At 58.3% G+C, this 23,350-nt stretch carries 27 protein-coding genes and 1 pseudogene; all 28 read right to left on the reverse strand.

Features of this window, described 5'->3' with window-relative positions:
• Positions 1-386: pseudogene (locus ACFPB1_RS24150) on the reverse strand (flagellar biosynthesis protein FlhF); the annotation flags it as partial.
• On the reverse strand, positions 383-2,416 hold the full coding sequence (gene flhA, locus ACFPB1_RS24155; protein ID WP_379228721.1) for a flagellar biosynthesis protein FlhA: 2,034 nt from the start codon (positions 2,414-2,416) through the stop codon (positions 383-385). The gene flhA and the pseudogene ACFPB1_RS24150, both read right to left, overlap by 4 nt.
• Before the next feature lie 30 nt (positions 2,417-2,446).
• Positions 2,447-3,538, reverse strand: coding sequence for a flagellar biosynthesis protein FlhB (gene flhB, locus ACFPB1_RS24160; RefSeq protein WP_379228722.1), 1,092 nt, complete (start codon positions 3,536-3,538; stop codon positions 2,447-2,449).
• 16 nt (positions 3,539-3,554) lie between these two features.
• Positions 3,555-4,343 carry a flagellar biosynthetic protein FliR gene (fliR, locus tag ACFPB1_RS24165; RefSeq protein ID WP_379228723.1) on the reverse strand — a complete coding sequence of 263 codons (789 nt, stop codon included), beginning with the start codon at positions 4,341-4,343 and terminating at the stop codon, positions 3,555-3,557.
• A gap of 12 nt (positions 4,344-4,355) precedes the next feature.
• On the reverse strand, positions 4,356-4,625 hold the full coding sequence (fliQ, locus tag ACFPB1_RS24170) for a flagellar biosynthesis protein FliQ (protein WP_379228724.1): 270 nt from the start codon (positions 4,623-4,625) through the stop codon (positions 4,356-4,358).
• Between the two features lie 22 nt (positions 4,626-4,647).
• Complete coding sequence (fliP, locus tag ACFPB1_RS24175; RefSeq protein WP_379228725.1) at positions 4,648-5,406, reverse strand: flagellar type III secretion system pore protein FliP; 759 nt, start codon at positions 5,404-5,406, stop codon at positions 4,648-4,650.
• A complete protein-coding gene (locus ACFPB1_RS24180; protein WP_379228726.1) occupies positions 5,403-6,020 on the reverse strand; it encodes a flagellar biosynthetic protein FliO in 618 nt (205 codons plus the stop codon). Before ACFPB1_RS24180 ends, fliP begins: the two co-directional genes overlap by 4 nt.
• A gap of 4 nt (positions 6,021-6,024) precedes the next feature.
• On the reverse strand, positions 6,025-6,387 hold the full coding sequence (locus ACFPB1_RS24185; RefSeq protein ID WP_379228727.1) for a response regulator: 363 nt from the start codon (positions 6,385-6,387) through the stop codon (positions 6,025-6,027).
• A gap of 19 nt (positions 6,388-6,406) precedes the next feature.
• Positions 6,407-7,714: a flagellar motor switch phosphatase FliY gene (gene fliY / locus ACFPB1_RS24190; protein ID WP_379228728.1), complete on the reverse strand. Its 1,308-nt coding sequence runs from the start codon at positions 7,712-7,714 to the stop codon at positions 6,407-6,409.
• Positions 7,704-8,705, reverse strand: a complete 1,002-nt coding sequence (fliM, locus tag ACFPB1_RS24195; protein WP_379228730.1) for a flagellar motor switch protein FliM — start codon at positions 8,703-8,705, stop codon at positions 7,704-7,706. The genes fliY and fliM overlap by 11 nt, the downstream gene beginning before the upstream one ends.
• A gap of 43 nt (positions 8,706-8,748) precedes the next feature.
• Positions 8,749-9,237: a flagellar basal body-associated FliL family protein gene (locus tag ACFPB1_RS24200; protein ID WP_379228732.1), complete on the reverse strand. Its 489-nt coding sequence runs from the start codon at positions 9,235-9,237 to the stop codon at positions 8,749-8,751.
• Positions 9,234-9,461: a flagellar FlbD family protein gene (locus ACFPB1_RS24205; RefSeq protein ID WP_379228733.1), complete on the reverse strand. Its 228-nt coding sequence runs from the start codon at positions 9,459-9,461 to the stop codon at positions 9,234-9,236. The genes ACFPB1_RS24200 and ACFPB1_RS24205 overlap by 4 nt, the downstream gene beginning before the upstream one ends.
• Positions 9,462-9,516: 55 nt before the next feature.
• On the reverse strand, positions 9,517-10,341 hold the full coding sequence (gene flgG / locus ACFPB1_RS24210; protein ID WP_379228734.1) for a flagellar basal body rod protein FlgG: 825 nt from the start codon (positions 10,339-10,341) through the stop codon (positions 9,517-9,519).
• Positions 10,342-10,463: 122 nt separating this feature from the next.
• Positions 10,464-10,841, reverse strand: a complete 378-nt coding sequence (locus tag ACFPB1_RS24215; RefSeq protein WP_379228735.1) for a TIGR02530 family flagellar biosynthesis protein — start codon at positions 10,839-10,841, stop codon at positions 10,464-10,466.
• On the reverse strand, positions 10,834-11,325 hold the full coding sequence (locus ACFPB1_RS24220; RefSeq protein WP_379228737.1) for a flagellar hook capping FlgD N-terminal domain-containing protein: 492 nt from the start codon (positions 11,323-11,325) through the stop codon (positions 10,834-10,836). Before ACFPB1_RS24220 ends, ACFPB1_RS24215 begins: the two co-directional genes overlap by 8 nt.
• Before the next feature lie 66 nt (positions 11,326-11,391).
• Positions 11,392-12,771: a flagellar hook-length control protein FliK gene (locus ACFPB1_RS24225; RefSeq protein ID WP_379228739.1), complete on the reverse strand. Its 1,380-nt coding sequence runs from the start codon at positions 12,769-12,771 to the stop codon at positions 11,392-11,394.
• 41 nt (positions 12,772-12,812) lie between these two features.
• A complete protein-coding gene (locus ACFPB1_RS24230; protein ID WP_379228740.1) occupies positions 12,813-13,679 on the reverse strand; it encodes a MotE family protein in 867 nt (288 codons plus the stop codon).
• Between the two features lie 93 nt (positions 13,680-13,772).
• Positions 13,773-14,219, reverse strand: coding sequence for a flagellar export protein FliJ (fliJ, locus tag ACFPB1_RS24235; protein WP_379228741.1), 447 nt, complete (start codon positions 14,217-14,219; stop codon positions 13,773-13,775).
• 9 nt (positions 14,220-14,228) lie between these two features.
• Entirely contained in the window at positions 14,229-15,563 is a 1,335-nt protein-coding gene (gene fliI / locus ACFPB1_RS24240; RefSeq protein WP_379228742.1) for a flagellar protein export ATPase FliI, read from the reverse strand.
• Positions 15,553-16,368, reverse strand: a complete 816-nt coding sequence (locus ACFPB1_RS24245; protein ID WP_379228743.1) for a FliH/SctL family protein — start codon at positions 16,366-16,368, stop codon at positions 15,553-15,555. The genes fliI and ACFPB1_RS24245 overlap by 11 nt, the downstream gene beginning before the upstream one ends.
• On the reverse strand, positions 16,361-17,371 hold the full coding sequence (gene fliG / locus ACFPB1_RS24250) for a flagellar motor switch protein FliG (RefSeq protein WP_379228744.1): 1,011 nt from the start codon (positions 17,369-17,371) through the stop codon (positions 16,361-16,363). Before fliG ends, ACFPB1_RS24245 begins: the two co-directional genes overlap by 8 nt.
• An 11-nt stretch (positions 17,372-17,382) precedes the next feature.
• Positions 17,383-18,948, reverse strand: a complete 1,566-nt coding sequence (gene fliF, locus ACFPB1_RS24255; RefSeq protein ID WP_379228745.1) for a flagellar basal-body MS-ring/collar protein FliF — start codon at positions 18,946-18,948, stop codon at positions 17,383-17,385.
• 43 nt (positions 18,949-18,991) lie between these two features.
• Positions 18,992-19,303, reverse strand: coding sequence for a flagellar hook-basal body complex protein FliE (fliE, locus tag ACFPB1_RS24260; protein ID WP_379228746.1), 312 nt, complete (start codon positions 19,301-19,303; stop codon positions 18,992-18,994).
• Between the two features lie 26 nt (positions 19,304-19,329).
• Complete coding sequence (gene flgC / locus ACFPB1_RS24265) at positions 19,330-19,779, reverse strand: flagellar basal body rod protein FlgC (RefSeq protein ID WP_379228747.1); 450 nt, start codon at positions 19,777-19,779, stop codon at positions 19,330-19,332.
• Positions 19,780-19,781: 2 nt separating this feature from the next.
• A complete protein-coding gene (gene flgB, locus ACFPB1_RS24270; protein WP_379228748.1) occupies positions 19,782-20,192 on the reverse strand; it encodes a flagellar basal body rod protein FlgB in 411 nt (136 codons plus the stop codon).
• A 247-nt stretch (positions 20,193-20,439) separates the two neighbouring features.
• Entirely contained in the window at positions 20,440-21,210 is a 771-nt protein-coding gene (codY, locus tag ACFPB1_RS24275; protein ID WP_379228749.1) for a GTP-sensing pleiotropic transcriptional regulator CodY, read from the reverse strand.
• 31 nt (positions 21,211-21,241) lie between these two features.
• Positions 21,242-22,648 (reverse strand): ATP-dependent protease ATPase subunit HslU, encoded by a 1,407-nt coding sequence (gene hslU / locus ACFPB1_RS24280; protein WP_379228750.1) that lies wholly within the window; start codon positions 22,646-22,648, stop codon positions 21,242-21,244.
• Positions 22,649-22,694: 46 nt separating this feature from the next.
• Complete coding sequence (gene hslV / locus ACFPB1_RS24285; protein WP_379228751.1) at positions 22,695-23,240, reverse strand: ATP-dependent protease subunit HslV; 546 nt, start codon at positions 23,238-23,240, stop codon at positions 22,695-22,697.
• Positions 23,241-23,350: the final 110 nt, after the last annotated feature.

A 23,350-nucleotide genomic window follows, 5' to 3' on the forward strand; every position in this document is an offset into this window, starting at 1 on the left:
CGCGCGGCATAGACCGCCGCGGGACCGCCGCCCGCCGGCTGCGGCTCGCGCGCCGGCGCGATGGCCGCGGCTGGCGCGACCGCCGGGGCCGCCGGCTTCTCGCGGCTCGCGGCCGCGGACAGGGTCGCGGCCATCGCGGCGGCCGCTTCCGGCGACAAGGACGGCCGCGGCGCGGGTGCCGCCGCTCTGGCGGCCGGCTTGGCGGGATCGGCTCCGCTCGATTCCACCGCCGCGATCACTTCCGTTTTTTTCTTGCCGAACAGGCCGAGGAATCCGCCGACGCGAATCTCCTTCGCGTTCAGGATGACGGCGTCCGCCCCAAGTTCGCTGCGGATCATGGGCAGTGCCTCCGGCAACGCGTTGACGACGTACCGTTTCACCTTCACAGATTCACCACTCCCATGCTTTGGACTTCAATGTTCGGTTCCAGCTCGCTGTACGACAGGACGGGAATGTCCTGCATCGTCCGCTCGACGATCTGGCGAAGATACATGCGGATCCTCGGCGACGCGAGCACGATCGGCTGGTTGCCGGACTGGATCTGCCGATTCACCTGTTCGTTCAGCTTCTGATAGATCGCCTGCGTCGAGACCGGATCAAGCGCCAAATAGCTGCCTTGGTCGGAGCTTTGAACCGACTCCGCAATTTTCTTCTCCAGCGACGGCCCGACGGTAATGACGCGCAGCGTGTCGCCCTGGTGGCTGTACTGCTGCGTGATCTGTCTCGAGAGCGCCTGGCGGACGTATTCCGTCAAGATATCGGGGTCCTTCGTATACGGTCCGTGATCCGCCAGCGACTCGAAGATCGTGACCATGTCGCGGATCGATATCTTCTCGCGGAGCAGCTTCGCCAGTACCTTCTGCACGTCGCCGACGTTCAGGATGGACGGGATAAGCTCGTCCACGAGCGCCGGGTACGCTTCCCGGACGTTGTCGGTGAGCGCCTTCGTCTCCTGGCGGCCGATGAGCTCGTGCGCGTGGCGCTTGATTAGCTCCGTCAGATGCGTCGCGACGACGGACGGCGGATCGACGACGGTATACCCGGTCAGCTCCGCCCGCTCCTTCATCGCCTCGTCGATCCAGATCGCCGGCAGGCCGAACGCCGGCTCGGTCGTCTCGATGCCGACGATGCCTTCGTCGTCGAAGCCCGGGCTCATGGCCAAATAGTGATTGAGCAGCAGCTCGCCGCGCGCGACGGTGTTCCCTTTGATTTTGATCACGTACTCGTTGGGCTTCAGCTGGATGTTGTCACGGATCCGAATGACCGGTACGACGAGCCCCAGCTCCAGCGCGCACTGCCGGCGAATCATGATGATCCGGTCGAGCAAATCCCCGCCCTGCTGCGTATCCGCCAGTGGGATGAGGCCGTAGCCGAACTCGAATTCGATCGGATCCACCTGAAGGAGACTAATGACGCTCTCCGGGCTGCGAACCTCTTCGATTTCCTGCTCCTCGACCATTTGCTCTTCGGCCTGCTGCCGTTTCGCCAAATTTTGCTGCATCCGGTAGCCGGCGAACGCGATTACGGCCGCGAACGGCAGTGTGGCGAGCGGTCCGATCGGTGTCGCGATGCCGAGCAGCCCGACCGTGCCCGCCACGATGTACAGCAGCTTCGGATAGCGGAACAGCTGGGACGTCACGTCCTGCGCCAGGTTGCCGTCGGAAGCGGCGCGCGTCACGATCAGGCCGGTGGCGGTGGAGATGAGCAGCGCCGGGATTTGGCTGACCAGGCCGTCGCCGATCGTCAGAACCGAGAACGTGTTCAGGGAATCGGAGAAGCCCATGCCGTGGACCGCCATCCCGATGACGAAGCCGCCGATCAGGTTGATGAACAGAATGATGATGGAAGCGATGGCGTCGCCCTTGACGAACTTACTCGCGCCGTCCATGGAGCCGTAGAAATCGGCTTCGCGCTCGATTTTTTGCCGGCGTTCCTTCGCGCCCTGCTCGTTGATCAAGCCGGCGTTCAGATCCGCGTCGATGCTCATCTGCTTGCCCGGCATCGCGTCGAGCGTGAACCGCGCGGCCACCTCGGCGACGCGCTCGGAACCCTTCGTGATGACGATGAACTGCACGACGACGAGAATCAGGAACACGACGAACCCGATGGCGATCTGTCCGCCCGCCACCCAGTTGCCGAATGTGCCGACGACCTTGCCCGCGTGCGCGTGCTGCAGGATGTTGCGCGTCGTGGAGATGTTGAGCGCCAGCCGGAACAGCGTCGTGATGAGCAGCAGCGCCGGGAAGATCGAGAATTGCAGCGCGTCCTGCGTGTTCATGGAGATGAGCAGGATCATGAGCGCCGCGGAGATGTTCACGATCAGCAGCACATCGAGCAGCGGAGTCGGAATCGGAATGACCATCATCAGCACGATGCCGATAATTCCGACGAGTATGGATATATCCCTGGCTTTCATGACGTTCCCTCCACCATCGATGATGCGACGTTATTTCACTCGGTTCTTCAGCTTATATACGTAGGCCAGTACTTCGGCCACAGCCTGGAACAAATCGGCCGGCACCGTATCCCCGATATCCGTCCGCTCGTACAGCGCTCTGGCCAGCGGCTTGTTTTCCATCGTGATGACGTCGTGCTCCTTCGCGATCTCCCGGATCCGAAGCGCGACGAAGTCCATCCCTTTCGCGACTACCGTCGGGGCTTCCATTTTCGAGCCGTCGTACTGCAGCGCGATCGCGAAGTGGGTCGGGTTCGTAATGACCACGTCCGCCTTCGGCACTTGCTGCATCATGCGCTGGAGCGCCGCGCGGCGCTGCCGTTCGCGGATCTTCCCTTTGATGAGCGGGTCGCCCTCGGCTTTCTTGTGCTCGTCCTTGATGTCCTGCTTCGACATGCGCAGGCTCTTCTCGTGTTCGAACCGTTTGTAGAAATAATCGAAGACGGCGATCGCGACGAGAATCGCGCCGATCTCGACGCCAAGCCGGATCGTGACGCTTGCGATGAAACCGAACATGTTGCCGATCGACACGGTGGCCAGTCCCAAAATGCGGTCTTTCTCGCTCATGAGGGTCGCGTAGACGACGAACCCGATCACGAGCAGCTTCAAAATGTTTTTGACGAACTCGACGGCGGAACGCATCGAGAAAATCGATTTCAAGCCTTTGACCGGATTGAGTTTGCCGAATTTCATTTTGAGCGGGTCGCCCGTAATGAGAACGCCGACCTGCATGTAGTTGCCGAGCAGCGCCACCAGCAGGGCGATGATGAAGATCGGCGCAAGCAGCATCAGCCCTTGCATCATCAGGTCGGAGAACAAGGTCTCGACGTTCTCGGCCGTCACGTCCATCAGCAGCTTCTGTTCAAGCAGCAGGCCGAACAAGTACATCAGCCGTTCCTTGTAATACCCGCCGAGCATCAGGAAGCTGAGGAAAACGAACAGCAGGATGAACGCGGCCGGGAGCTCCGGACTTTTCGCGAGCTGGCCTTTTTTGCGCGCTTCCTCCCGTTTCTTCGGCGTTGCGCGCTCCGTCTTTTCCTGGGAAAACAGCTGCAGGTCGAGCGCCCAACGGTAATTGTTCATCGCGGAATCCTCCCACTCAAGATGCCGGACCTTGCAAGATCGAAAAGAGCATCTGCATCGCGTCGAACATTTGCGCGAAGATATGCTCGTAGAGCGTGACCAATCCCGGCATCAAGACGGCCAGCATCAGGAGGCCTATGAGAATCTTGATCGGGATGCCGATGACGAACACGTTGTACTGCGGCGCGGTCCGGGCGAGAAACCCGAGCCCGACGTCCGTCAGGAACATCGCCGCGACGAGCGGCGCGGACATCTGGAGCGCGAGCATGAACGTCTGGGCGAACATCTGCACCAGGAAGGTCGATATGCTGCCGGTCTTCAGATGCAGGAACAGCGCGTTGGACAGCGGAATCCAGTCGTAGCTTTGCAATAGCGCGGACAGCAGGTAGTGATGCCCATTGATCGAGAGAAACACCAGCGTCGCGATCATCCCTTTGAAATTGCCGAGGAGCGGAGCCGATGCCCCCGTCATCGGGTCGATGATGCTCGCCATGCCGAAGCCCATCTGCATGTCGATGAAGCTGCCGGCGGTGTTGATGACCGTGAAGAACAGATAGGCGGCGAACCCAAGCAGGACGCCAACCAAAATTTCGCGAATGATGACCAGTATGTATTCGGCGTCCGGCACGATCGTTTGCTTCATGCCGTACGTCAGAAAAACGAGCAGCGATACGAAAAAGCAAAGCCCGATCTTGAACGTCTTCGGCACGTTTCGCGTCGAGAAGACCGGCGCCACGACGAAAAATGCTGTAATTCGACAAAAAATAAGCAAAAAAATAGGAAACCCCTTGTAAACCAGCTCCACCCGACTCACGGCCTATCCGATGTATTTATACAAGTTGTTCAGCAGGTTGTAAGTGAAATCGACCAGCGTGTTCAAAATCCACGGACCGAACAGCAGCACGGACAGAAGGACCGCGGCCACCTTCGGCACGAAAGCGAGCGTCTGCTCCTGGATTTGCGTCGTCGCCTGGAAGATGCTGACGATCAAGCCGACGATCAGACCAATAATCAGCATCGGGGCGCTTGCTTTTAATACCGTATAGACCGCCTGTCCGGCCAGCGCGATGATGAAGTCCGTACTCATGATACACTCCTTCCCAGCAGGGCTATGTCGTGTTAAAGCTGAGCAATAGCGACTTGACGACGAGATACCAGCCGTCCACGAGCACGAACAAGAGAATTTTGAACGGCAGCGATATCATGACGGGCGGCAGCATCATCATCCCCATCGCCATCAAGGTGCTCGCGACGACCATATCGATAATGAGAAACGGGATAAAAATCATGAAGCCCATTTGAAACGACGTCCGCAGCTCGCTGAGCGCGTATGCCGGCACCATGACAGTGATCGGAATGTCCGAATACGTCTTCGGCGCCTCCGTCTTCGTGTATTTCATGAAGAGCTCGAGGTCTTTCTCGCGCGTCTGGTTGAACATGAATTTCTTCATCGGATCCGCTGCTTTGGCGAGCGCCTGCGTCTGCGTCAGCTCGCCCTTCAGGTACGGCTGAAGCGCGACGTCGTTCATCGCGCCGAGCGTCGGGGACATGATGAAGAATGTCAGGAACATGGCGAGGCCGACCAGCACTTGGTTCGGCGGCATCGATTGCGTGCCGAGCGAGGTGCGCACGAAGCCGAGCACGATGACGATGCGCGTGAAGCTGGTCATCAGGACCAGGATGCCGGGAGCCACGCTGAGCACGGTAATGATGAGCAGCAGCGACAAGGCGCTCGTTCCGGGCGATTCGCCGCTTTCGCCGCCGATGTTGACGCTGACGTTCGGGAGCGGTTCCGCGAACGCATGCGCGTGGAGCATGAGCCCCGCGAACAGCAGAGCCAGCGTCGTGAATACGATTTTTTTGTTCATTCGTCCAGCAACCGATCCTTGTGATTTTGCTCGTTAAGCAGATCTTCGACTTTTTGTTTCCGGTCCGCCTGGCGCTTCATGCCGTCGTTCAGCAGCTCCTTGAAGGAAACGGCGGACGGCCACGTCTCTTCCGCCGGTGCGGAAGGCTGCTGCTTCTTGCGAAGACGGATCAGCCACTCGGCCATCGTCGGCGCGTTCCAAGCGCGGCCGTTCTGCTGCTCGATAGCGTCCAGGATGGCCGCCACGGCCTCGGGGTCCTCGATCTTGTCGAGCATCGTAATGTCTTCCCCTACCCCGACCACGTACAACCGCCCCGACAGCTCGATGACCTGCAGCGACTTGTTCTGGCCGAGCGGAATGCCGCCGAGCGACCGCAGCGCCTTGTTGGTACCCCAGCCGCGGTTGCGGCTGGCCAGCCACTTGATCAGCAGGACGATGAGGCCAATGACCAGCAGGAGCGCGGCGATGACCCAGATCAGGTAGCCGATGCCGGTCCCGGAGTCGAAGTCGGGCTGGCCTTCGTCCGCCGCCGGCGCCGCCGACGCGAGGTTCGCCGCCGCCAGCCAAGCGGTGACGGCCATACCCGTGAGCCGGAATCCGTTCCGAACCTTCATCGGATTAACCCAGCGTTTTCTTGATTGCTTCGATGACGCGGTCGGCTTGGAACGGCTTGACGATGAAATCCTTCGCGCCGGCTTGGATGGCGTCGATGACCATCGCTTGCTGGCCCATGGCGGAGCACATGATGACTTTGGCGTTGCCGTCGATTTTTTTGATTTCCTTCAGGGCAACGATACCGTCCATTTCGGGCATTGTGATGTCCATCGTGATCAGGTCCGGCTTCAGTTCCTTGTACTTCTCGATCGCCTGCGCGCCGTCCTGTGCCTCACCGACCACTTCGTAGCCGTTCTTCATTAAAATATCGCGGATCATCATCCTCATAAACGCTGCGTCGTCAACGATCAAAATACGGTTAGCCATTGCTTCTTCCCCCTAGATGTTAGTGTAACTTTTGAATCCGATCCCATTGGCTGACGATGTCGGTAACACGGACCCCAAAATTTTCGTCGATCACGACAACCTCGCCTTTCGCGATCAGCTTGTTATTGACCAAAATGTCCACCGGCTCGCCCGCCAGCTTGTCCAATTCAATAATGGAACCTTGAGACAACTCTAGAATATCTTTGATTTGTTTCTGAGTTCTTCCTAATTCAACAGTGACCTTCAGCGGAATATCGAGCAACAAGTTGAGGTTGGAATCGTCCGGCTGCGCGTACGGCGCGCCTTGAAAATTGGCGAATTGGACCGGCTGCACTGTCGCGCTCCGGCTCGGCATCGCACCGTAGGTTTGCGGCCCAGCGGGCGGCGCGGCGGCATGTTGCGGCATCGGCGGCTGCGCGTAAGCCGCGGGCGGCTGCATCGGCACGGCGGACGTCTCCATCACCATCGGCGGCGGCGCCGAAGCCGGCGTATGTATCGGCGCCGAAGCGTACGTCTCGGCATAAGTTGCGGCGGATTCCGGCATCGTCGCGGAGGCCGCCGCGGCGACCGGCTCGGACGTTGGCGTCGGCACGGGCGCCGCGGCCGGTGGTGCCGGCTCGGATGTCCCGCCCATCAGCGTCTCGACCATTTCCTTCGCGAACGCGATCGGCAGCAGCTGCATGATGGTGGAATCGATCAGGTCGCCGATCATCAGGCGGAACGATACTTTAATGAAGCGATCGTCGGGCGGCAGGTTTTCGACGCCTTCCCCGTTGGACAGGTCGAGAATGTTGATGCCCGGCGGCGAGATGTTGACGAACCGGTTGAAGATGGTCGACATCGATGTTGCCGAGGAGCCCATCATTTGGTTCATCGCTTCTTGCACGGCGCTGATGTGAATCTCGTTCAGCTCCGATCCCAGCAGCTTCCCTTCGCCGCCCAGCATGAGATCCGCGATCGTCTGCGCGTCCTTCGTCTTGATGACGAGCGAATTGATGCCTTGGAAGCCGTCCACGTAGCTGACCGACACGGCGACGTGCGGACGCGGGAATTCTTCGTCCAGCTCGCTGCGGCGGATCAAGGATACCCGCGGGGTCGTGATGTCGACTTTACGTCCGAGCAGCGTCGACAGCGCCGTCGCCGCGCTGCCGAACGTAATGTTGCCGATTTCCCCCAGCGCGTCCTGCTCGATCGAGCTCAGGTAGGCGTTCAATTCTTGTTCCCGGCTCATCGGCTCCGGGGCTGAAGCCGGCATATCGGGCTCGTCGGAGGTCTGACGCAGCAAGGCATCGATCTCTTCTTGCGATAAGTAATCTTTACTCGTCATATTCTTCTTCGACTCCTTCGGTGAGAACTTCATTGATCTGAACGGCCATGCGATCCTTGACCGATCCGGGACTTCCGATGAACTTCAACTTGTCCCCGACTTTGATGTCCAGTCCCTGATCGATGGATTTGTTCAATGAAATGACATCCCCAATCGAAAGACCCAGAAACTCGCGAATCGAAATGCTGGAGTTGCCGAGCTCGCAGACGATCGGCAGCTTGGCCTTGCTGACCCGCTGCTTCAGCACCTCGACTTCCTCGGGCGCCCGCGTCTTCTTCTGCGATACGAACCAGTGGTGGACAGACAGGCGCGGCATGATCGGCTCGATGACGACATGCGGGATGCACAAGTTGATCATGCCCGTCGTGTCGCCGATCTTGGTGCTGAGCGAGATGAGCGCGATCGTCTCGTTCGGCGAGACGATCTGCATGAATTGCGGGTTCGTCTCCAGCGCTTCGAGCCGCGGCTGAAGATCGACGATCGTCTTCCACGCTTCCTGCAGGCTCTCGAACGCGCGGCTGAATATCCGTTCCATGATCGTCGTCTCAATCTCCGTCAAGGCGTTGATCTTGGAGGGCGCAAGCCCTTGGCCGCCGAGCATGCGGTCGAGCATCGCGTACGCGACATTCGGATGCACTTCGAGCACCATGCGGCCCTCGAGCGGCTCGGCCTCGAAAATGTTCAAGATCGTCATCTTCGGAATGGACCGGATAAATTCGTCATACGGCAGCTGTTCGACCTGAACGACGTTGATTTGAACGAACGTGCGAAGCTGCGCGGAGAAATAAGTGGTCAAGTATCGCGCGAAGTTTTCATGAATCCGCGTCAAGCTCCGGATATGATCCTTCGAGAACCGCACGGCGCGCTTGAATTCATAGACGCGGATTTTTTTCTGCGTCTCTTCCTTCTTCAGTTCCTCCGCGTCCATCTCGCCGGACGATAAGGCCGCCAGCAGCGCGTCGATCTCGTTCTGCGACAAAACGTCAACCATTTTTTCTCACCTCCTTGAGCGGCTTGCGCCATAATCCTGATGCTTACAGCTGCGTAACGAGATAGTCCGTGATTTCGACATTGATGAGCTTGCCGTGCGGCAGCTCCGGATTGATCAAGTTAAGCAGCTCGGCGCAAAGCTTGTCTTTCCCTTGCGAGCCGTTGATTTCTTCCGGTTTCATGTCGGAGAGCGTTCGAATGATGATTGGCTTGATCTGGATGTCCTTGATTTTATCGAAGTCTTTCTTCGTCGATTTCTCATCCAGCTGAAAGGCTAAGCCGAGAACCGCAATGTAATCGGAGTCCAGTAAATTCGTTTGAATCTTGTCGATCGTGCTGGTCAATTCCACGCGTTTATCCGCGGTCAGCTTCTTCGTCTTGACGTTTGCCGCTTCGTTTGCCGCTTTGGTCGCCGCGTTTTGGCTGCCGCTGCCGCCGCCGTTGATGACGGAATCGAATAGGATGACGGCTACGAACGCGATCAGCGTAATCGCGAGCAAAGTGGTAATGAGCCAGGGCAGCATTTTCTTCATGGGGATGTTCCCTCCGTTTGATCGCTCTTGATGGTCGCCGCATAAACGCCGATCGACCGAAGATAAGACTGTATGGAGGAAATGACGTCGTTTGCTTTCTCCAACACCAGTATTTTTTTGCCCGTCGTGAGCGTAATCAGCGTATCGGGCGTTTCTTCGATTACTTCGATGAGCAGCGCGTTTAGATGTACCGTCTTGCCGTTCAAACGCGTTACAGCAATCATGGGCTTCCTCCTTAACCCGCCTGGGAGGCGGCCGCGCCTCCCCTCGGCTGATAACCTAGCGTTTCAGATTGACAACCTCTTGCAAAATTTCGTCCGAAGTCGTGATGATCCGGGAGTTCGCCTGGAAGCCGCGCTGCGCGACGATCATTTCGGTGAACTCGGACGTGAGGTCGACGTTCGACATTTCCAGCTGGCCGGCGATGATGGCGCCCGTGCCCGCTTCGGGGTCGTTCGCCGTCGTGAGCGTCACTTCGCCGTCCACGTTCGCGTTCGGCGTCATGCGGTACAGGTTGCCGCCGATTTTCTCCAAGCCATTCGGGTTCGTGACCTTCACGATGCCGAGCTGGATGCCGGTCGCCTCCGTCGTGCCGTCCGCGTTGACGGCGATGATGCCGCCGTCCTGCGCGATCGAGAACGCCTTGACCTCCGCCGGATCGAGCACGATCGGGGCGCCGTTGGAATCGAGGACGAACATGCCGTCGCCGTTTACCAATTGGCCGGCCGCGTCGACTTTGAAGTCGCCCGCGCGGGTCAGGTAAGGCGTTCCGCCGTCGCCGTTAGGCGCGACAGCGAAAAATCCGTCGCCGTCGATGCGCACGTCCGTCGGCACGTTCGTCGTCATCGCGCTGCCCGGCGTATGGATCGTGTCGATCGAGGCGATGGCGACGCCGAGACCGACCTGCTTGGCGTTCACGCCGCCGGTGGCGCCTTCCTCCGGACGCGTGACGCCGGAGACCGTCTGGCTCAGAATATCCTTGAACATGACGCGACCAGCCTTGAAGCCTACTGTATTCACGTTCGCGATGTTGTTGCCGATAACGTCCAGCTTCGTTTGGAACCCGCGCATGCCGGATACGCCGGAGTACATTGATCTTAACATTCGATGGACAACCTCCTACGGGTATGGGTCGATTCGGGATTGCGTCATGCGGACGATTCGTTCGTTCGGGCCGCTTCCGTCGATCCGCGGCCCGCGGCTTCCTGGCTATAGGTCCGGCCGCTTTACGAAACGATGACCGCGCTGTCGATCTTAGTGAACACGTTGTCTTGCGCGGAACGCCCGTCCATGGCCGTCACGACGGTCCGGCTGGGAACGTTGACGATCATGGCGATGTCCCGGTAGACGATCAGCGAATCCTTCGCGCCTTTGGCGGCGGCTTGGTCGATGGCTTGGCCGATCTTGGTCAGCGCGTCCGGCTTGAGCGTGATGCCCCGCTGGGCGATGCGCTGTTCGGCGTGATGGCTGAAGTGCAGAACGGTGCGATCCAGCACGTCTTTAAACGAGGCGTTGCCCGCGGCCGCGTTGTCGGTCTGCGCCGGCTTGCGAAACGGCGCGCCGGACGTCAGACGCAAATGGCCGATTTTCATGATCTCATCCATTCGCGGATTCACCGCCTTCGCTGCTGCCTTGGCTTCCATTGCCGACATCGCTAGGGCTGCCGATCGACACGATGTCGTCTAAGCTGATGTCGGTGTTGCCGACGCGAGCGTACTGCGCGTTGTCTTTGATGATGATGGAGTCGACGATGCCGTTCTTCGGTATCATTTCTCCCGTATTCGAGTAGTCGTACCACGCGATGCTCTTGCCGATCATCGAGGAGGCCATCCCCAAATTTTGGCGAAGCGCCGAAAGCTGGTCCGACATGTTCACGAGCTGCTCGACCGAAGTGAACTGCGCCATCTGCGCGATGAAATCCTTATCCTGCAGCGGCTGCATCGGGTCTTGGTTTTGCAGCTGCGTTACGAGGATTCGCAAGAAATCGTCTTTGCCCAGCGCGTCGTCCGCCGGCTTGTTTGCCGCCTTCTGCACATTGTTCGAGCTGTAATAAGGCCACACATTGGTGGTGGATACGCGATCCCCCATGGTTCCCGTCACCTCCGTTCCTTGGAGTTGGAGCAATGCGCCGCTTGGCTTGCTGCCCGCTATCGGCTATGCAGTCGTATGAATGCCTCTTCCGAGCCCGAGGTCCCGGTCGACCGCTTGCTGCGTCGTGACGTCTTCAAGGTCGGACGAGAAATCGATGTCGCCCACGGCTTCGCCGCGGGACTTGTTCCGCTGCGACGCTTCGTGTTCCCGGCCTTGCTGGCCGTGGCGCTCTTGGAACGGATTGCCGCTTTGCACCGCCGACTGCGAGACGACCAGCTTATCGACCTGCAAGCCTTGCGCCTGCAGCGACGAGCGCAGCTGCGCCAGCTGAGTCTCCAGCATATCCTTCGCCGCCGCGGTATCCGTGACGAACTGCGCGGTCAGCGTGCCATTATGGACGGCAATATTCACGCTGACCTGGCCCAAATGCTCCGGGAACAACGTCAGCTGCGCTTGAGAGACGCCGTTCTCGCCCGTCGTCACATTGAACTGCTTCACGACGAGACCTTGAATCGTTGCCGCGAACTGTTGGACCGGCACTGGCTGGGCGACAACAGTCTTCGGAAGCGCCGCAGTCATTCGCGACAGCTCGAAGGCCATACCCGCTGGCAGCGTGACCGGCTCAGGCGCGAGTGGTCCTCCCTCGTTCTGCGCTTCGGCCGCGCCCTCGCCGTCCGGCTTCGGCGCCGCGTTCAGCACGCTTGCATGAAGCATGCGATACGCCATGCGCTGAAGATGCTGGCCGGCTTGCGGCGCGGTGGTTGGCGGCGTCGTCAGCGGCGCGAAGGCGAGGTCGTCCGGATCCGCAGCGCTTGTCGCGTTGGCGGCGGGCCGCGAGGCTGCATTCGCATCCGCCTTCGGCGATTCGCCGCCGAGCAGCGCTTCGAGCTTCGTCAGCTCCTCGCCGATCAGCGCGAGCTGCTCCCGGTTCGCCGGCATGCCGTTCGGCTGCGGAAGCAGCGCGCCTAGATCGGCTAACGCTTCCTGCAGCCCGGCTATCAGCGTACCGGTTTCAGGCACGGCGTCCACAGCCGTATTAGCGGCCGGCTGCAGCGGCATTGGAACGCCCGCGAGCAGGCTGAGCAAAATGTCCAGCTGCAGCAGCGCCGCGTTCAAATCGGCGTCCGAAGGCGCGCCGGGCGATTCATCGTCTGCCTGCGCGTCATCGGTCTTGCTCAGCCGCTGGAGCAGCGCTTCGATCGCCTCCAGCAGATCCGCGGCCGATACAAGCTCGCCGAGCAGCGAAGCAGGCTTTCCCGCAGCGTTGGCGATGCCCGAAGCGGTGTCGCCAACGGGCTGGGCATTCGCTCCTTGCCCCTGCGCGCCCGACATCGTCTGCGCGAAGGCCTGATTGAATTTGGGGCCATCCGCACCCTTAGCCGAAGGGACGTGTGCGGCTGCCGGCGCAAGCCCTGGGGAAGCGGCAGTTATCGGCATTTGCATGTGTTTCACCTCCTTTCGACGATAGCGCAAAGGCGGTTTCCTTACTTGCCGACCATCAGCTTCGATACCAGCTGCGCGGTAACGGCTTTGTTTGCCGCCGACATCTCCGCGATGATCCTCGAACGGGAAGCGTCGCTAACGGCGTTCAAGATGCGCAGCACCTTGCTCGGGCTGACATCGGCCATTTTGAGCAGCAGGTCGGCCGCGCTTTTGGGAGCCATCGCGGAGAACGTCGCGTTCAGCTGCGCCGCGTTAAGCACCGACTCCGACTGCGACGAAGCGGCTTCCTGTTTCTTCACCCGCGCTTGCAGAGCCGCGATCTCGCGGTCCTTCGCCGTCTTCGCGTCCTTCAGCATGACCGCCGCGTCTGCCGCTTTCGCCGGCGTCATCTTGGCGAGCACGTTCGCCCGCTCCTCCGGCCGCATGGCATCGAGCACGAGCACCGCTTCCGCGGTCTCCATACTCTCCATGATCGGCGCCGCTTTGCTCGGTGTCATCGTGCCGAACATCGAAGCGAGCTCGCCGATCTTGCTCTGATAAGCCGCGTCGTCGAGCGCCTTGTCCGCGTTCGCCTGCTTCAGCTGATCCACCTGCTGCTGAAGCGCCTTGACCGAGCCGTTCAGCTTCTCGTTCTCCGCGGCCGTCTTGCCGAGCTCGGCTTCCTTCGCCGTCAGCTGCGATTGAAGCTCGGCGATCTTCGCCGACGCGTTGGCCGACCTGAGGGTCTCTTCATCCGCCGCCAGTCCGTCCGCCGCGTCCGGATCGGGCAAAATGCGGCTCAACAACGGAATGTCGTTCCCGATCTCCAGCGCCTTGTTCCGCAAGTCATAATTAAACAGCGTGACGAGCACGCCGAGCAGGATGATCACGAACAAGATCGGCGTCACGAAAAACATGAACCGCTCCATGCCGCTGTATCCTTGCTTTTCTATATCCATATCCGACAAAATAGGTCCCTCCCTCGGGCATCGGCTCCCGATTCGCGCATAAAGCTTGTGCTATTAAGGCGCCGCGTACATGAAACGGACGGAAGCAAGCTCGTCCAGTTCATGCTGTTCCTTCGCCGCCATTTCGGCCATGAACCGCTGCCGCGCGTGCTCTTTCGTCTTCAGCCATACTTTTTCGTCTACCATCCGGTCCGACAATGTCTTTCTGCCCGCTTCCACGGCCGATTCCGCCTGCCTCACGTCGCCGATCTTGCGCAGGATGCCGTCGTCCAGGAAATCGATGTAGGTCTGAATCGTCATAATTTCGGAGAGTGACACCGCGCGAAGCGAAGCGTTCTGCAGCTTCTCGCTCCAGACGGCGCGCTCGGCCTGCAGCTGCAGGAGGCTCTGTTCAGCCTGCGTCAGCTTGCCGACGACGACGGATAATTGCCATTCCGCCTGCGATTTCTCGCTCGTTTTCAAATCGACGATCTTCTGGTAGGCATATTGAAATCGAGCCATGAATCAGAGTCAACTCCCGTGATTGGTGTAAAATTCGTCGATCAGCCGGTCCCGGGACGCGGCGTAATCGATCTTCTCGTTCGTTTTCTGCGTGGCGTAAGCCCGGATGAGATCGTTGGCATCGATAGCCTGATCAATTTTTTCGTTCGAACCCCTCTGGTACGCCCCGATATTGATGAGGTCTTCCGAATCTCTATAAATGGCGAGCAGCCGCTTCAATTCGTTGGCGGCATCCTGCTGCGCTTCGGGCACGATTTCTTTCATGACCCGGCTGATGGAAGCCAGAATGTCGATTGCCGGAAAATGGCCCTTGTTCGCCAGCGCCCGGCTCAGCACGATATGGCCGTCCAAGATGCCGCGGACCGCATCCGCGATCGGCTCGTTCATATCGTCGCCGTCGACGAGCACCGTGTAGAAGGCGGTAATCGTCCCCTTCTGCCCCGTTCCGGCCCGCTCCAGCAGCTTCGGCAGCGCGGCGAATACGGAAGGGGTGTAGCCGCGGGTCGCCGGCGGCTCGCCGATGGCCAGCCCGACTTCGCGCAGCGCCATCGCATAACGGGTGACGGAATCCATCATCAGCATGACGTTCATGCCCCGGTCCCGGAAATATTCCGCGATCGTCGTCGCGATCAGCGCGCCTTTGATCCGTATGAGCGCTGGCTGATCGGATGTGGCGACGATGACGACGGAGCGCGCAAGCCCTTCCGGACCCAGGTCTTTCTCGATAAACTCAAGCACCTCGCGGCCGCGTTCGCCGATCAACGCGATGACGTTGACGTCAGCGGACGTATTCCGGGCGACCATCCCGAGCAGCGTGCTCTTGCCGACACCGGAACCGGCGAAGATGCCGACGCGCTGGCCGCGTCCGACGGTCAGCAGGCCGTCGATGGCGCGAACGCCGATGCTGAGCGGTTCTTTCACCCTCGGGCGCATCAGCGGATTGCTCGGCTGATTGTGCGTCGAGTGATGCGGCATTCGGCTCGGGATATGGGAACCGTCAAGCGGCTGTCCCAATCCGTCCAGCACTTTGCCGAGCAATTCGGAGCCGACTTGCACGCTGAGCGGCTTGCCGGTGCCGACGACGTCACAGCCCGGACCGATCGAATGCAGTTCGCCGAGCGGCATCAGAATGACTTTATTGTCGCGGAACCCGACGACCTCCGCCTTGAGCGGCTTCGGCGACTTCGCGGGATAGATCAGGCATACGTCGCCGATGCTGGCATCGGGACCTTCCGATTCGACGGTCAGTCCGATGACCTGCGTCACCTTCCCGTTCACGCGAACGGGGTCGATCGGCCGCAAGTACTCGATGTAGCGTTCGGCGTCCAACCGGTTAGCTTTCATTGTAGCCGCCTCGCTCTTCCGCCTGCAGGGCAAGCTGAATCAGCTCGCGTTTGATTTCAGACAGCTGCGTGTCGATGCGGGCGTCGATGCTTCCGAAAGAGGAACGAATGACGCAGCCGAACGACTTGACGGACACGTCCGGGACGATTTGCAGCTCGGCTTGGGAATCGATGACGAGCGACAATTCTTCGCGCGCGGCCTGCACGTAGGCCAATTGCTGCGGCGCGACGCACAGGGTGATGACCCCTTGCTCGCGGCGCCGTTCCAGCGCTTTGCGGATCATATCAAGCAACCAGGCCGGCTCGACGGTCAGCTGCTTTTGAATGATTTTCTCCGCGATCGCCGCGCTGAGCGAGACGACGAACGGTTCGGCTTCCTGAATGATCTGTTCCTTCGTTTCGTAGGACGAGTCCAAGATCGCTTTGGCTTCCGTCAGCATCGCTTCCCATTGAGCGCGCACTTCGGCTTCAGCCCGGGCCTTGCCATCTTCGAATCCGAGCGCGTAGCCTTCGCTGCGGATGCGTTCCATCGTCTCCTCGTCCTGGAGGCGCTTCTCCAGCCACCATTGGTCGATTTGCTCGTTGGCCTCCGCGAACATCGCCTCGATTTGTTCGCCGGTCTCTCGCAGACGCTGGTTGGCGAATGCCTCGGCATCGCCGAGAATTTGGTCGCGCAGCGTAATCGTTTCGGCGCTCGGTCCGGCAGGCGCTTCCGGTTCCGCCGGTTTGACGTAACGGTTAGACCATTCAAGCCGTTTTAAATCTTCGACCGAGATGACGTTCGACGATTTATACAACTTAGACAATGATGTCATCCCCTCCGCCGCGCGCGATGATGATTTCGCCGGACTCTTCCAGTCTGCGGATCGTCGCTACGATGCGCGTTTGCGCTTCTTCGACGTCGCGCAGCCGGACGGGACCCATATACTCCATTTCCTCTTTGAACGTTTCCGACATGCGCTTGGACATGTTCCGGAATATTGCTTCGCGCACTTCTTCGCTGGCGACTTTGAGCGCAAGCTGCAGGTCGGCGTTCTCGATGTCGCGGATGATGCGCTGGATGGAACGGTTGTCGATGTTGACGATATCCTCGAAGACGAACATGCGCTTCTTGATCTCTTCCGCCAATTCGGGGTCTTGGATTTCGAGCGCGTCCAGAATCGTCCGTTCCGTACCGCGGTCGACGCCGTTCAAGATTTGAACGATGGATTCAATGCCGCCCGCGCTGGTGTAATCTTGCGTAACGGTCGCGGACAGCTTCTGTTCCAGCACGCGTTCGACGTACGAAATGACTTCCGGCGACGTGCTGTCCATCAAGGCGATGCGTCTTGCGACCTCCGCCTGTTTCTCCTGCGGCAGGGACGACAAGATTTGCGAGGACTGTTCCGCCTGCAAATACGAGAGCACCAGGGCGATCGTCTGCGAGTTTTCGTTTTGGATGAAGTTCAAGATTTGGCCGGCGTCCGCTTTGCGCGCAAAATCGAACGGGCGAACCTGGAGCGTCGCCGTCAGACGCCCGATCACTTCCATCGCTTTCTGCTCGCCGAGCGCCTTCTCCAGAATCTCGCGGGCATAGGTAATGCCGCCTTGCGAAATGTATTCCTGCGCGACGCAGATTTGATGGAATTCGTTCAATATCGTTTCTTTATCGAGCGTGTCGACCTTACGCACGTTCGCGATTTCGAGCGTCAGCTGCTCGATCTCCTCGTCGCGCAGGTGCTTGAAGATTTGCGCCGATACTTCAGGACCTAGAGAAATTAGCAAAATGGCTGCTTTCTGCCGACCGCTGAAACCTTGTAATTTCGCCATTCCGGCCACCTCTATTCTTCAACAAGCCAAGTCCGGAGCAAATTGACGAACTCTTCCGGTTTGCGCTTGGCGAGCGTTTCGAGCTGCTTACGAACTTGACTTTCGTTCTGGACGGTCTCGAGATCGATCGTCGGGTACTCCACTTTGCCCGGCGCCGCGTCCAGCTCCTCGACGAACGCCGCTTGTTTTCTGCGGCGGACCGCGACGTAGCCGAGACCGCCGATCAGCGCGAGCGCCGCGAGGCCGATGCCGACCAGCCAGCCCGTCGATAGTCCGGAGGACGATGTAGCCCCGCCGTTGTCGACAAAACTTTGCGCCATGACTGAAACCTTTTTCTCGATCAGCGCGTCATTATTGACATCCTGTCCCGATTCGATCAGCTGGGACCGAACAAGCGACGTCAATACGTTCGTCATTTCCGTTTTCGCTTCGGCACTTAACTTTGTTTTTTCTACGCCGATACTAATAGAGAGATCTTTAATGACATACGGCCCGGACTCGATTTGAATGTTGCTCTTGTTGTAATCGTAATTCGTTGTCCGGCTGTTCTCCTCCGAGCTTCCGCCTGCGGCGGTATCCGCCGCATAGTTAGGCACGTCGGTCGCGCCGGTGCTGGCGACGCCGCCTGCCGAGCTTCCGCCCGTCGCGGATTTGGACGAAGTCGATTCGCTCAGGACGATGCCGTTGTTATTGTTGTTCTCGAGCGGCGACACGAGCTGCTGGTCCGATTTCTTCTTGTCGAAGTTGATGGAGCTGGACACGTTCACGACCAGATTGTCCATGCCGACCATCGGCGCCAGGAACGATTGAATCTTTTGTTTCAAGTCGTTTTCATATTTGCGCTGAATTTGATAATGCGTCTCCAGCAGATCGCCGCCGGCGCCCGCGCCCCCGGCTTCACTGGAAGCGAGCAGCTCGCCCTCGGGACTGGAGATCGTAATGTTTTCCGGCTTGATGTTCGGGATCGACGTTTTCACGAGATTATAATAGCCGTCGACTTCTTTCTGCGACGGCCGGTACCCCGGACGAAATGTAATCATGATCGACGCTGACGCTTGTTCCTTCTCTTCCGTCGTCATGAACGGCGTCGATTCCGGCAAATTCACGAGCACGTTCGATTTTTGCACGCCCTGCATGCCGTTCAGCAGGCGCTGGATTTCCCCGTTCAGGGCGCTCCGGTATTTCACGTCGAACTCGCGGTCCGTCGAGCCGAACATCGAGGAGCTGTCATTGAAGGATTCGAAACCAATGGAACCGTTGCGGACGATGCCCTGGGAACCGGCTTCCACTTTCACTTTCGCGGCATCGGCCGTCGGCACCGATATCGTCTGTCCCGCATCGGACAGCTTGTACGGAATCTTGCCGGCATCCAGATACTCCATGACCGCGGCCGCGTCCGTGCTGTCGAGATCGCGGAAGGCAACCTCGTAGTGCGTCTTAGACAACAGCACGGTCAGCAGGATGATCGTCAGAATCAGGATCGCGGCGGACGCCCCCAACCAAATCTTCTGTCTCTTCTCTAGTACGTTCCAATACTGAGCGGTTTTCGCTCGATATTGGGCAAATTTCTCGTTCACGATTCCACCTCACTGTTAGCTTCTAATGCTGGGAAAACGGCCATTAGATTTGCATCCGCATGATCTCCTGGTAGGCTTCAATCACTTTGTCGCGGATTTGTGAGGTAAGCTGCAGACTGAGCTCGGCTTGCTGGCTCGCGACCATGACTTGCGACACGTCGACGTTACCGAGCAAATATTGATCGTTCATCTTATGTACGTTTTGTTCCTGGGCGCCGACGCCGTCAAGCGCCTTTTGTAGGAACTCTCCGAATGTTTTTGTGATGTCAGCCGGTGAAGAAGTTTGAAGGCCGTTCGTTTCGGCCGGTTTGACGGTCTGGAGCTGCACCGGATTGAACGTCATCGGGTTAATCACCTGTAATCCCTCCGCGGTTTCTCTGTTTATTTGCCGATTTCAAGCGCTTTGACAAACATGCTCTTCGTGGCGTTCAGCGCCGTGACGTTCGCCTCATAAGAACGCGAAGCCGAGATCATGTCTACCATTTCCTTCAGGACGTCGACGTTCGGCATCTTTACATATCCATTCGCGTCCGCGTCGGGATGCGTCGGATTATAGACCAGTTTGGAAGGTGTCGTATCCTCGATGATTTTCGCTGCCTTCACGCCCTGCGACGATGCGGAACCGTTCATTTGGCCGTTCAAGGCGTCGGCGAACGATGTCGAACCCGGTTCGAGCACGACCATTTTGCGTTTGTAAGGCTCGTAGCGTCCGTTCACGTAAGATGCTCTAGTCGTTTCCGCATTCGCGATATTCGAGGAAATGACGTCCATTCGGAGGCGTTGGGCGGTAAGCGCCGAAGCGCTGGCATCGAATCCGTTAGTCAATCTCATCTTCAGCTTCTCCCTTGGATCCCGATGCGCATCATTTTCACATCGTGGCTAATCTGCTGTACGTAGAAGTTGTAATTCAATTGGTTTTTGCCCAGCAGCGACATTTCTCGATCAATATCGACATTGTTGACGTCATTTCTCATGACGCTCGTCTGATCGGTCACGACCTGAGCCTGAGGGACTGCTGCATATGGGCCGATCGGTATATGCCTTGGATCCGTGCGATTTCCGCTTAATTGAGGCGTTCCCGGGCTCATGCTCTGCTCCAGCAGCTCTTCGAACACGACTTCGGAACGCTTGAATTTAGGCGTATCTACATTTGCGATATTGTTGTTTATGACGCGTTGGCGCAGTTCTGATGCGTTCAACGCGCCCTGCAAACGACTGAATTCCGGGCCGTTCAACAAATTCACCAAAAAACCCCACTTTCTAGTGCTTGTGTTGTTAATATTCAACAGAATACTTCGCATTCCTTCTTTGTTCGACAAAGAATTATTAAATTTATGAGAGCTTCTTGTCGAACAGATCTACCATCCTAATCTTCCTCAACTTCCTAAATTATTACAATGAGAAAAAAGCCCTATCTTTGTCGAAGATAGGACTAAAAAGGGGGCTATTTGTACTGTTTTCGGAATGAAATTGTAATGAAAATTTAATACTTTAGTTTTTGTTCTTCTTCAGTTCCTGGAGAAGCTGCGTATTCAAAATTCGGATATAGGTCCCTTTCATACCTAAAGACCTGGTTTCGATCACGCCGGCGCTTTCCAGCTTCCGCAGCGCGTTGACGATGACCGACCGGGTGATGCCGACACGGTCCGCGATCTTGGAGGCGACCAGCAGTCCTTCTTTCCCGTCCAGCTCGTCGAAAATATGCTCGACCGCCTCCAGCTCGCTGAAGGACAACGACCCGACCGCAACCGCGACGACGGTTCTGCTTCTCGCTTCTTGTTCGATCTCTTCCGCGCGCTCGCGCAATATTTCCATGCCGACGATCGTGCTGCCGTATTCCGCCAATATGAGTTCATCGTCGCCGAACGGTTCGGAACTGCGCAGCAAGATGAGCGTGCCCAGCCGATCACGTCCGCCCACGATCGGGACGACGGTCATGATTTCCTGTGCGCCCATCATTGGGAACGACTCTGCGATGCCGCTGTCAGTCTTCACGTTCGTCGCCGTTTCCTGCATGTTCATGAAGCGATCATTGCTCTCGGGCGACAAGCGAAGCTCGCCGGCCGGCAGCGCTCTCAGCTGTTCGTGCTGATATGGCCCCGCCGCCGCGGATCCCAGTACTTTCCCTTTGCGGCTGACGACGAACACGTCGGCTTGAATGGTCGTACTCAGAACCTCCGCCATCTCCCGGAAGTTGAGCGCCCCACCGGCCGCGCGCTGCAGCAGCCGGTTGAGCGTTCTTGTCTTTGCCAATAAAATCATTGCCGTTTGCCTCCTACTTTCTATCCCTGCCTCACAGTATATATTGACTTAGATCGCGGTTTTTCGCAATATTGCCTAGCTTCTCGCGCACGTATTCCGGCGTGATGGTCATTTCCTCGAGCGACAACTCGGGCGCTTCGAACGACAGATCCTCGAGCAGCTTCTCCAAAATGGTATGCAGTCTGCGAGCGCCGATATTTTCGGTGTTTTTGTTCACGTCAGCCGCGATCGAAGCGAGCTCCCGCACAGCTTCGTCGGAGAACGTGATCGTAATGCCCTCGGTTTCGAGCAGCGACGTGTACTGCTTCGTCAGCGCGTTCTTCGGCTCCGTCAAAATCTTAACGAAATCATCAAGGCTCAGGTTCGTCAATTCCACCCGAATCGGGAATCGGCCCTGCAGTTCCGGAATAAGATCGGAGGGCTTCGCCATATGGAAAGCGCCGGCCGCGATGAACAGTACGTAATCGGTTTTCACCGGGCCGTACTTCGTCATAATGGTCGACCCTTCGACGATCGGCAATATATCGCGCTGCACGCCTTCGCGGGAAACATCCGGGCCGGAACCGCGGGATGAGCTCGCGATCTTATCGATCTCGTCGATGAAAATAATGCCCGACTGCTCCGCCCTAGTAACGGACTCCGAGATGACGTCGTCCATGTCGATCAGCTTGTTCGCTTCTTCCTGGGTGAGCGCCTTACGCGCCTCCTTGATCGGCAGCTTCCGCTTCTTGGAGCGCTTCGGCATGAGCTGACCGAACAGCTCCTGCATGTTCGCGCCCATTCCCATGCCCTCGTTGCCTTGTCCCGCAAGCATATCGAGCATGCTCGGCGAATTGTCTTCGACCTCGATTTCGATAATTTCGTTTTCCAGCTTGCCGTTCGCCAGCTGCTCCTTGACCTGCTTGCGGCGCTCGAGAACCGACGCGCTTTCTTCCGGCTCCGCTTCCTGTTCTTTGGATCCGGAGGAATTGCCGAACAGCATTTCCAGCGGGTTTTTCGGCGATTTGGCCTTCACGGAGGACGGTACCAGCATCGCGACGATCCGTTCGTTCGCGAGTGCTTCCGCCTTATCCTTCACCTTCTCCGTCTTCTCCAGCTTGACCATGCGAATCGCCGTTTCCACGAGATCGCGAACCATCGATTCAACGTCGCGCCCGACATAGCCGACTTCCGTGAACTTCGTCGCTTCCACTTTGACGAACGGCGCATTCACGAGTTTGGCCAGCCGTCTCGCGATCTCGGTTTTGCCGACGCCGGTCGGCCCGATCATGAGAATGTTTTTCGGCACGATCTCGTCGCGAATCGCTTCGTCCAAGCGGCTCCGGCGGTAGCGGTTCCGCAAGGCGACCGCGACGGACCGCTTCGCCTGCTTCTGGCCCACGATATATTTATCCAGCTCGGCGACGATCTGTTTCGGTGTCAATGCTTCGTTTGGCATCCAGAATCCCTCCTGTATACGTCCAAATATTCCTTATACTAGCGGTCTATTCGATTTCTTCCACGATAATATTCCGATTCGTGAACACGCAGATGTCAGCTGCGATCTCAAGCGCCGATTTCACCATGTCCTTCGCCTCAAGCTGCGGCGCATGCTGACGTATGGCTCTTGCTGCCGCGAGCGCGAAACTGCCGCCGGAGCCGATCGCGAGAATGCCGTCATCCGGCTCGATGATTTCTCCGCCCCCGGAAATAAGCAGCAATCCCGTCGCATCCATGACGATCATCATGGCTTCGAGCTTGCGCAGGACGCGGTCCGAACGCCAATCCTTGGCCAGCTCCACCGCTGCCCGCTGCAGGTTCCCATGATGCTCCTCGAGCTTGCCTTCGAATTTCTCGAACAACGAGATCGCGTCGGCGACCGATCCCGCGAATCCCGCGATGACTTGGCCGCGGTATAGACGGCGCACTTTCTTCGCGCTGTGCTTCATGACCATGCTGTTCCCGAACGTTACCTGACCGTCGCCGGCGATCGCGCCTTTCCCGTTGTGCCGAACCGCGCAGATCGTCGTAGCATGAAACTCCATATTCATCGAAATCCCTCCTTCGTCGAAATAGGCCGAGCTCGAATTATGTATCTCGGAAGATAGAAAATGCTATTCGTGGAAATAGCTTGATTTTTGAAAAAACTTCAAAAAAAGTA

Origin of the sequence: Paenibacillus sp. GCM10023250 (assembly GCF_042653205.1) — a bacterium.
Classification (GTDB): Bacteria; Bacillota; Bacilli; order Paenibacillales; family Paenibacillaceae; genus Paenibacillus_Z.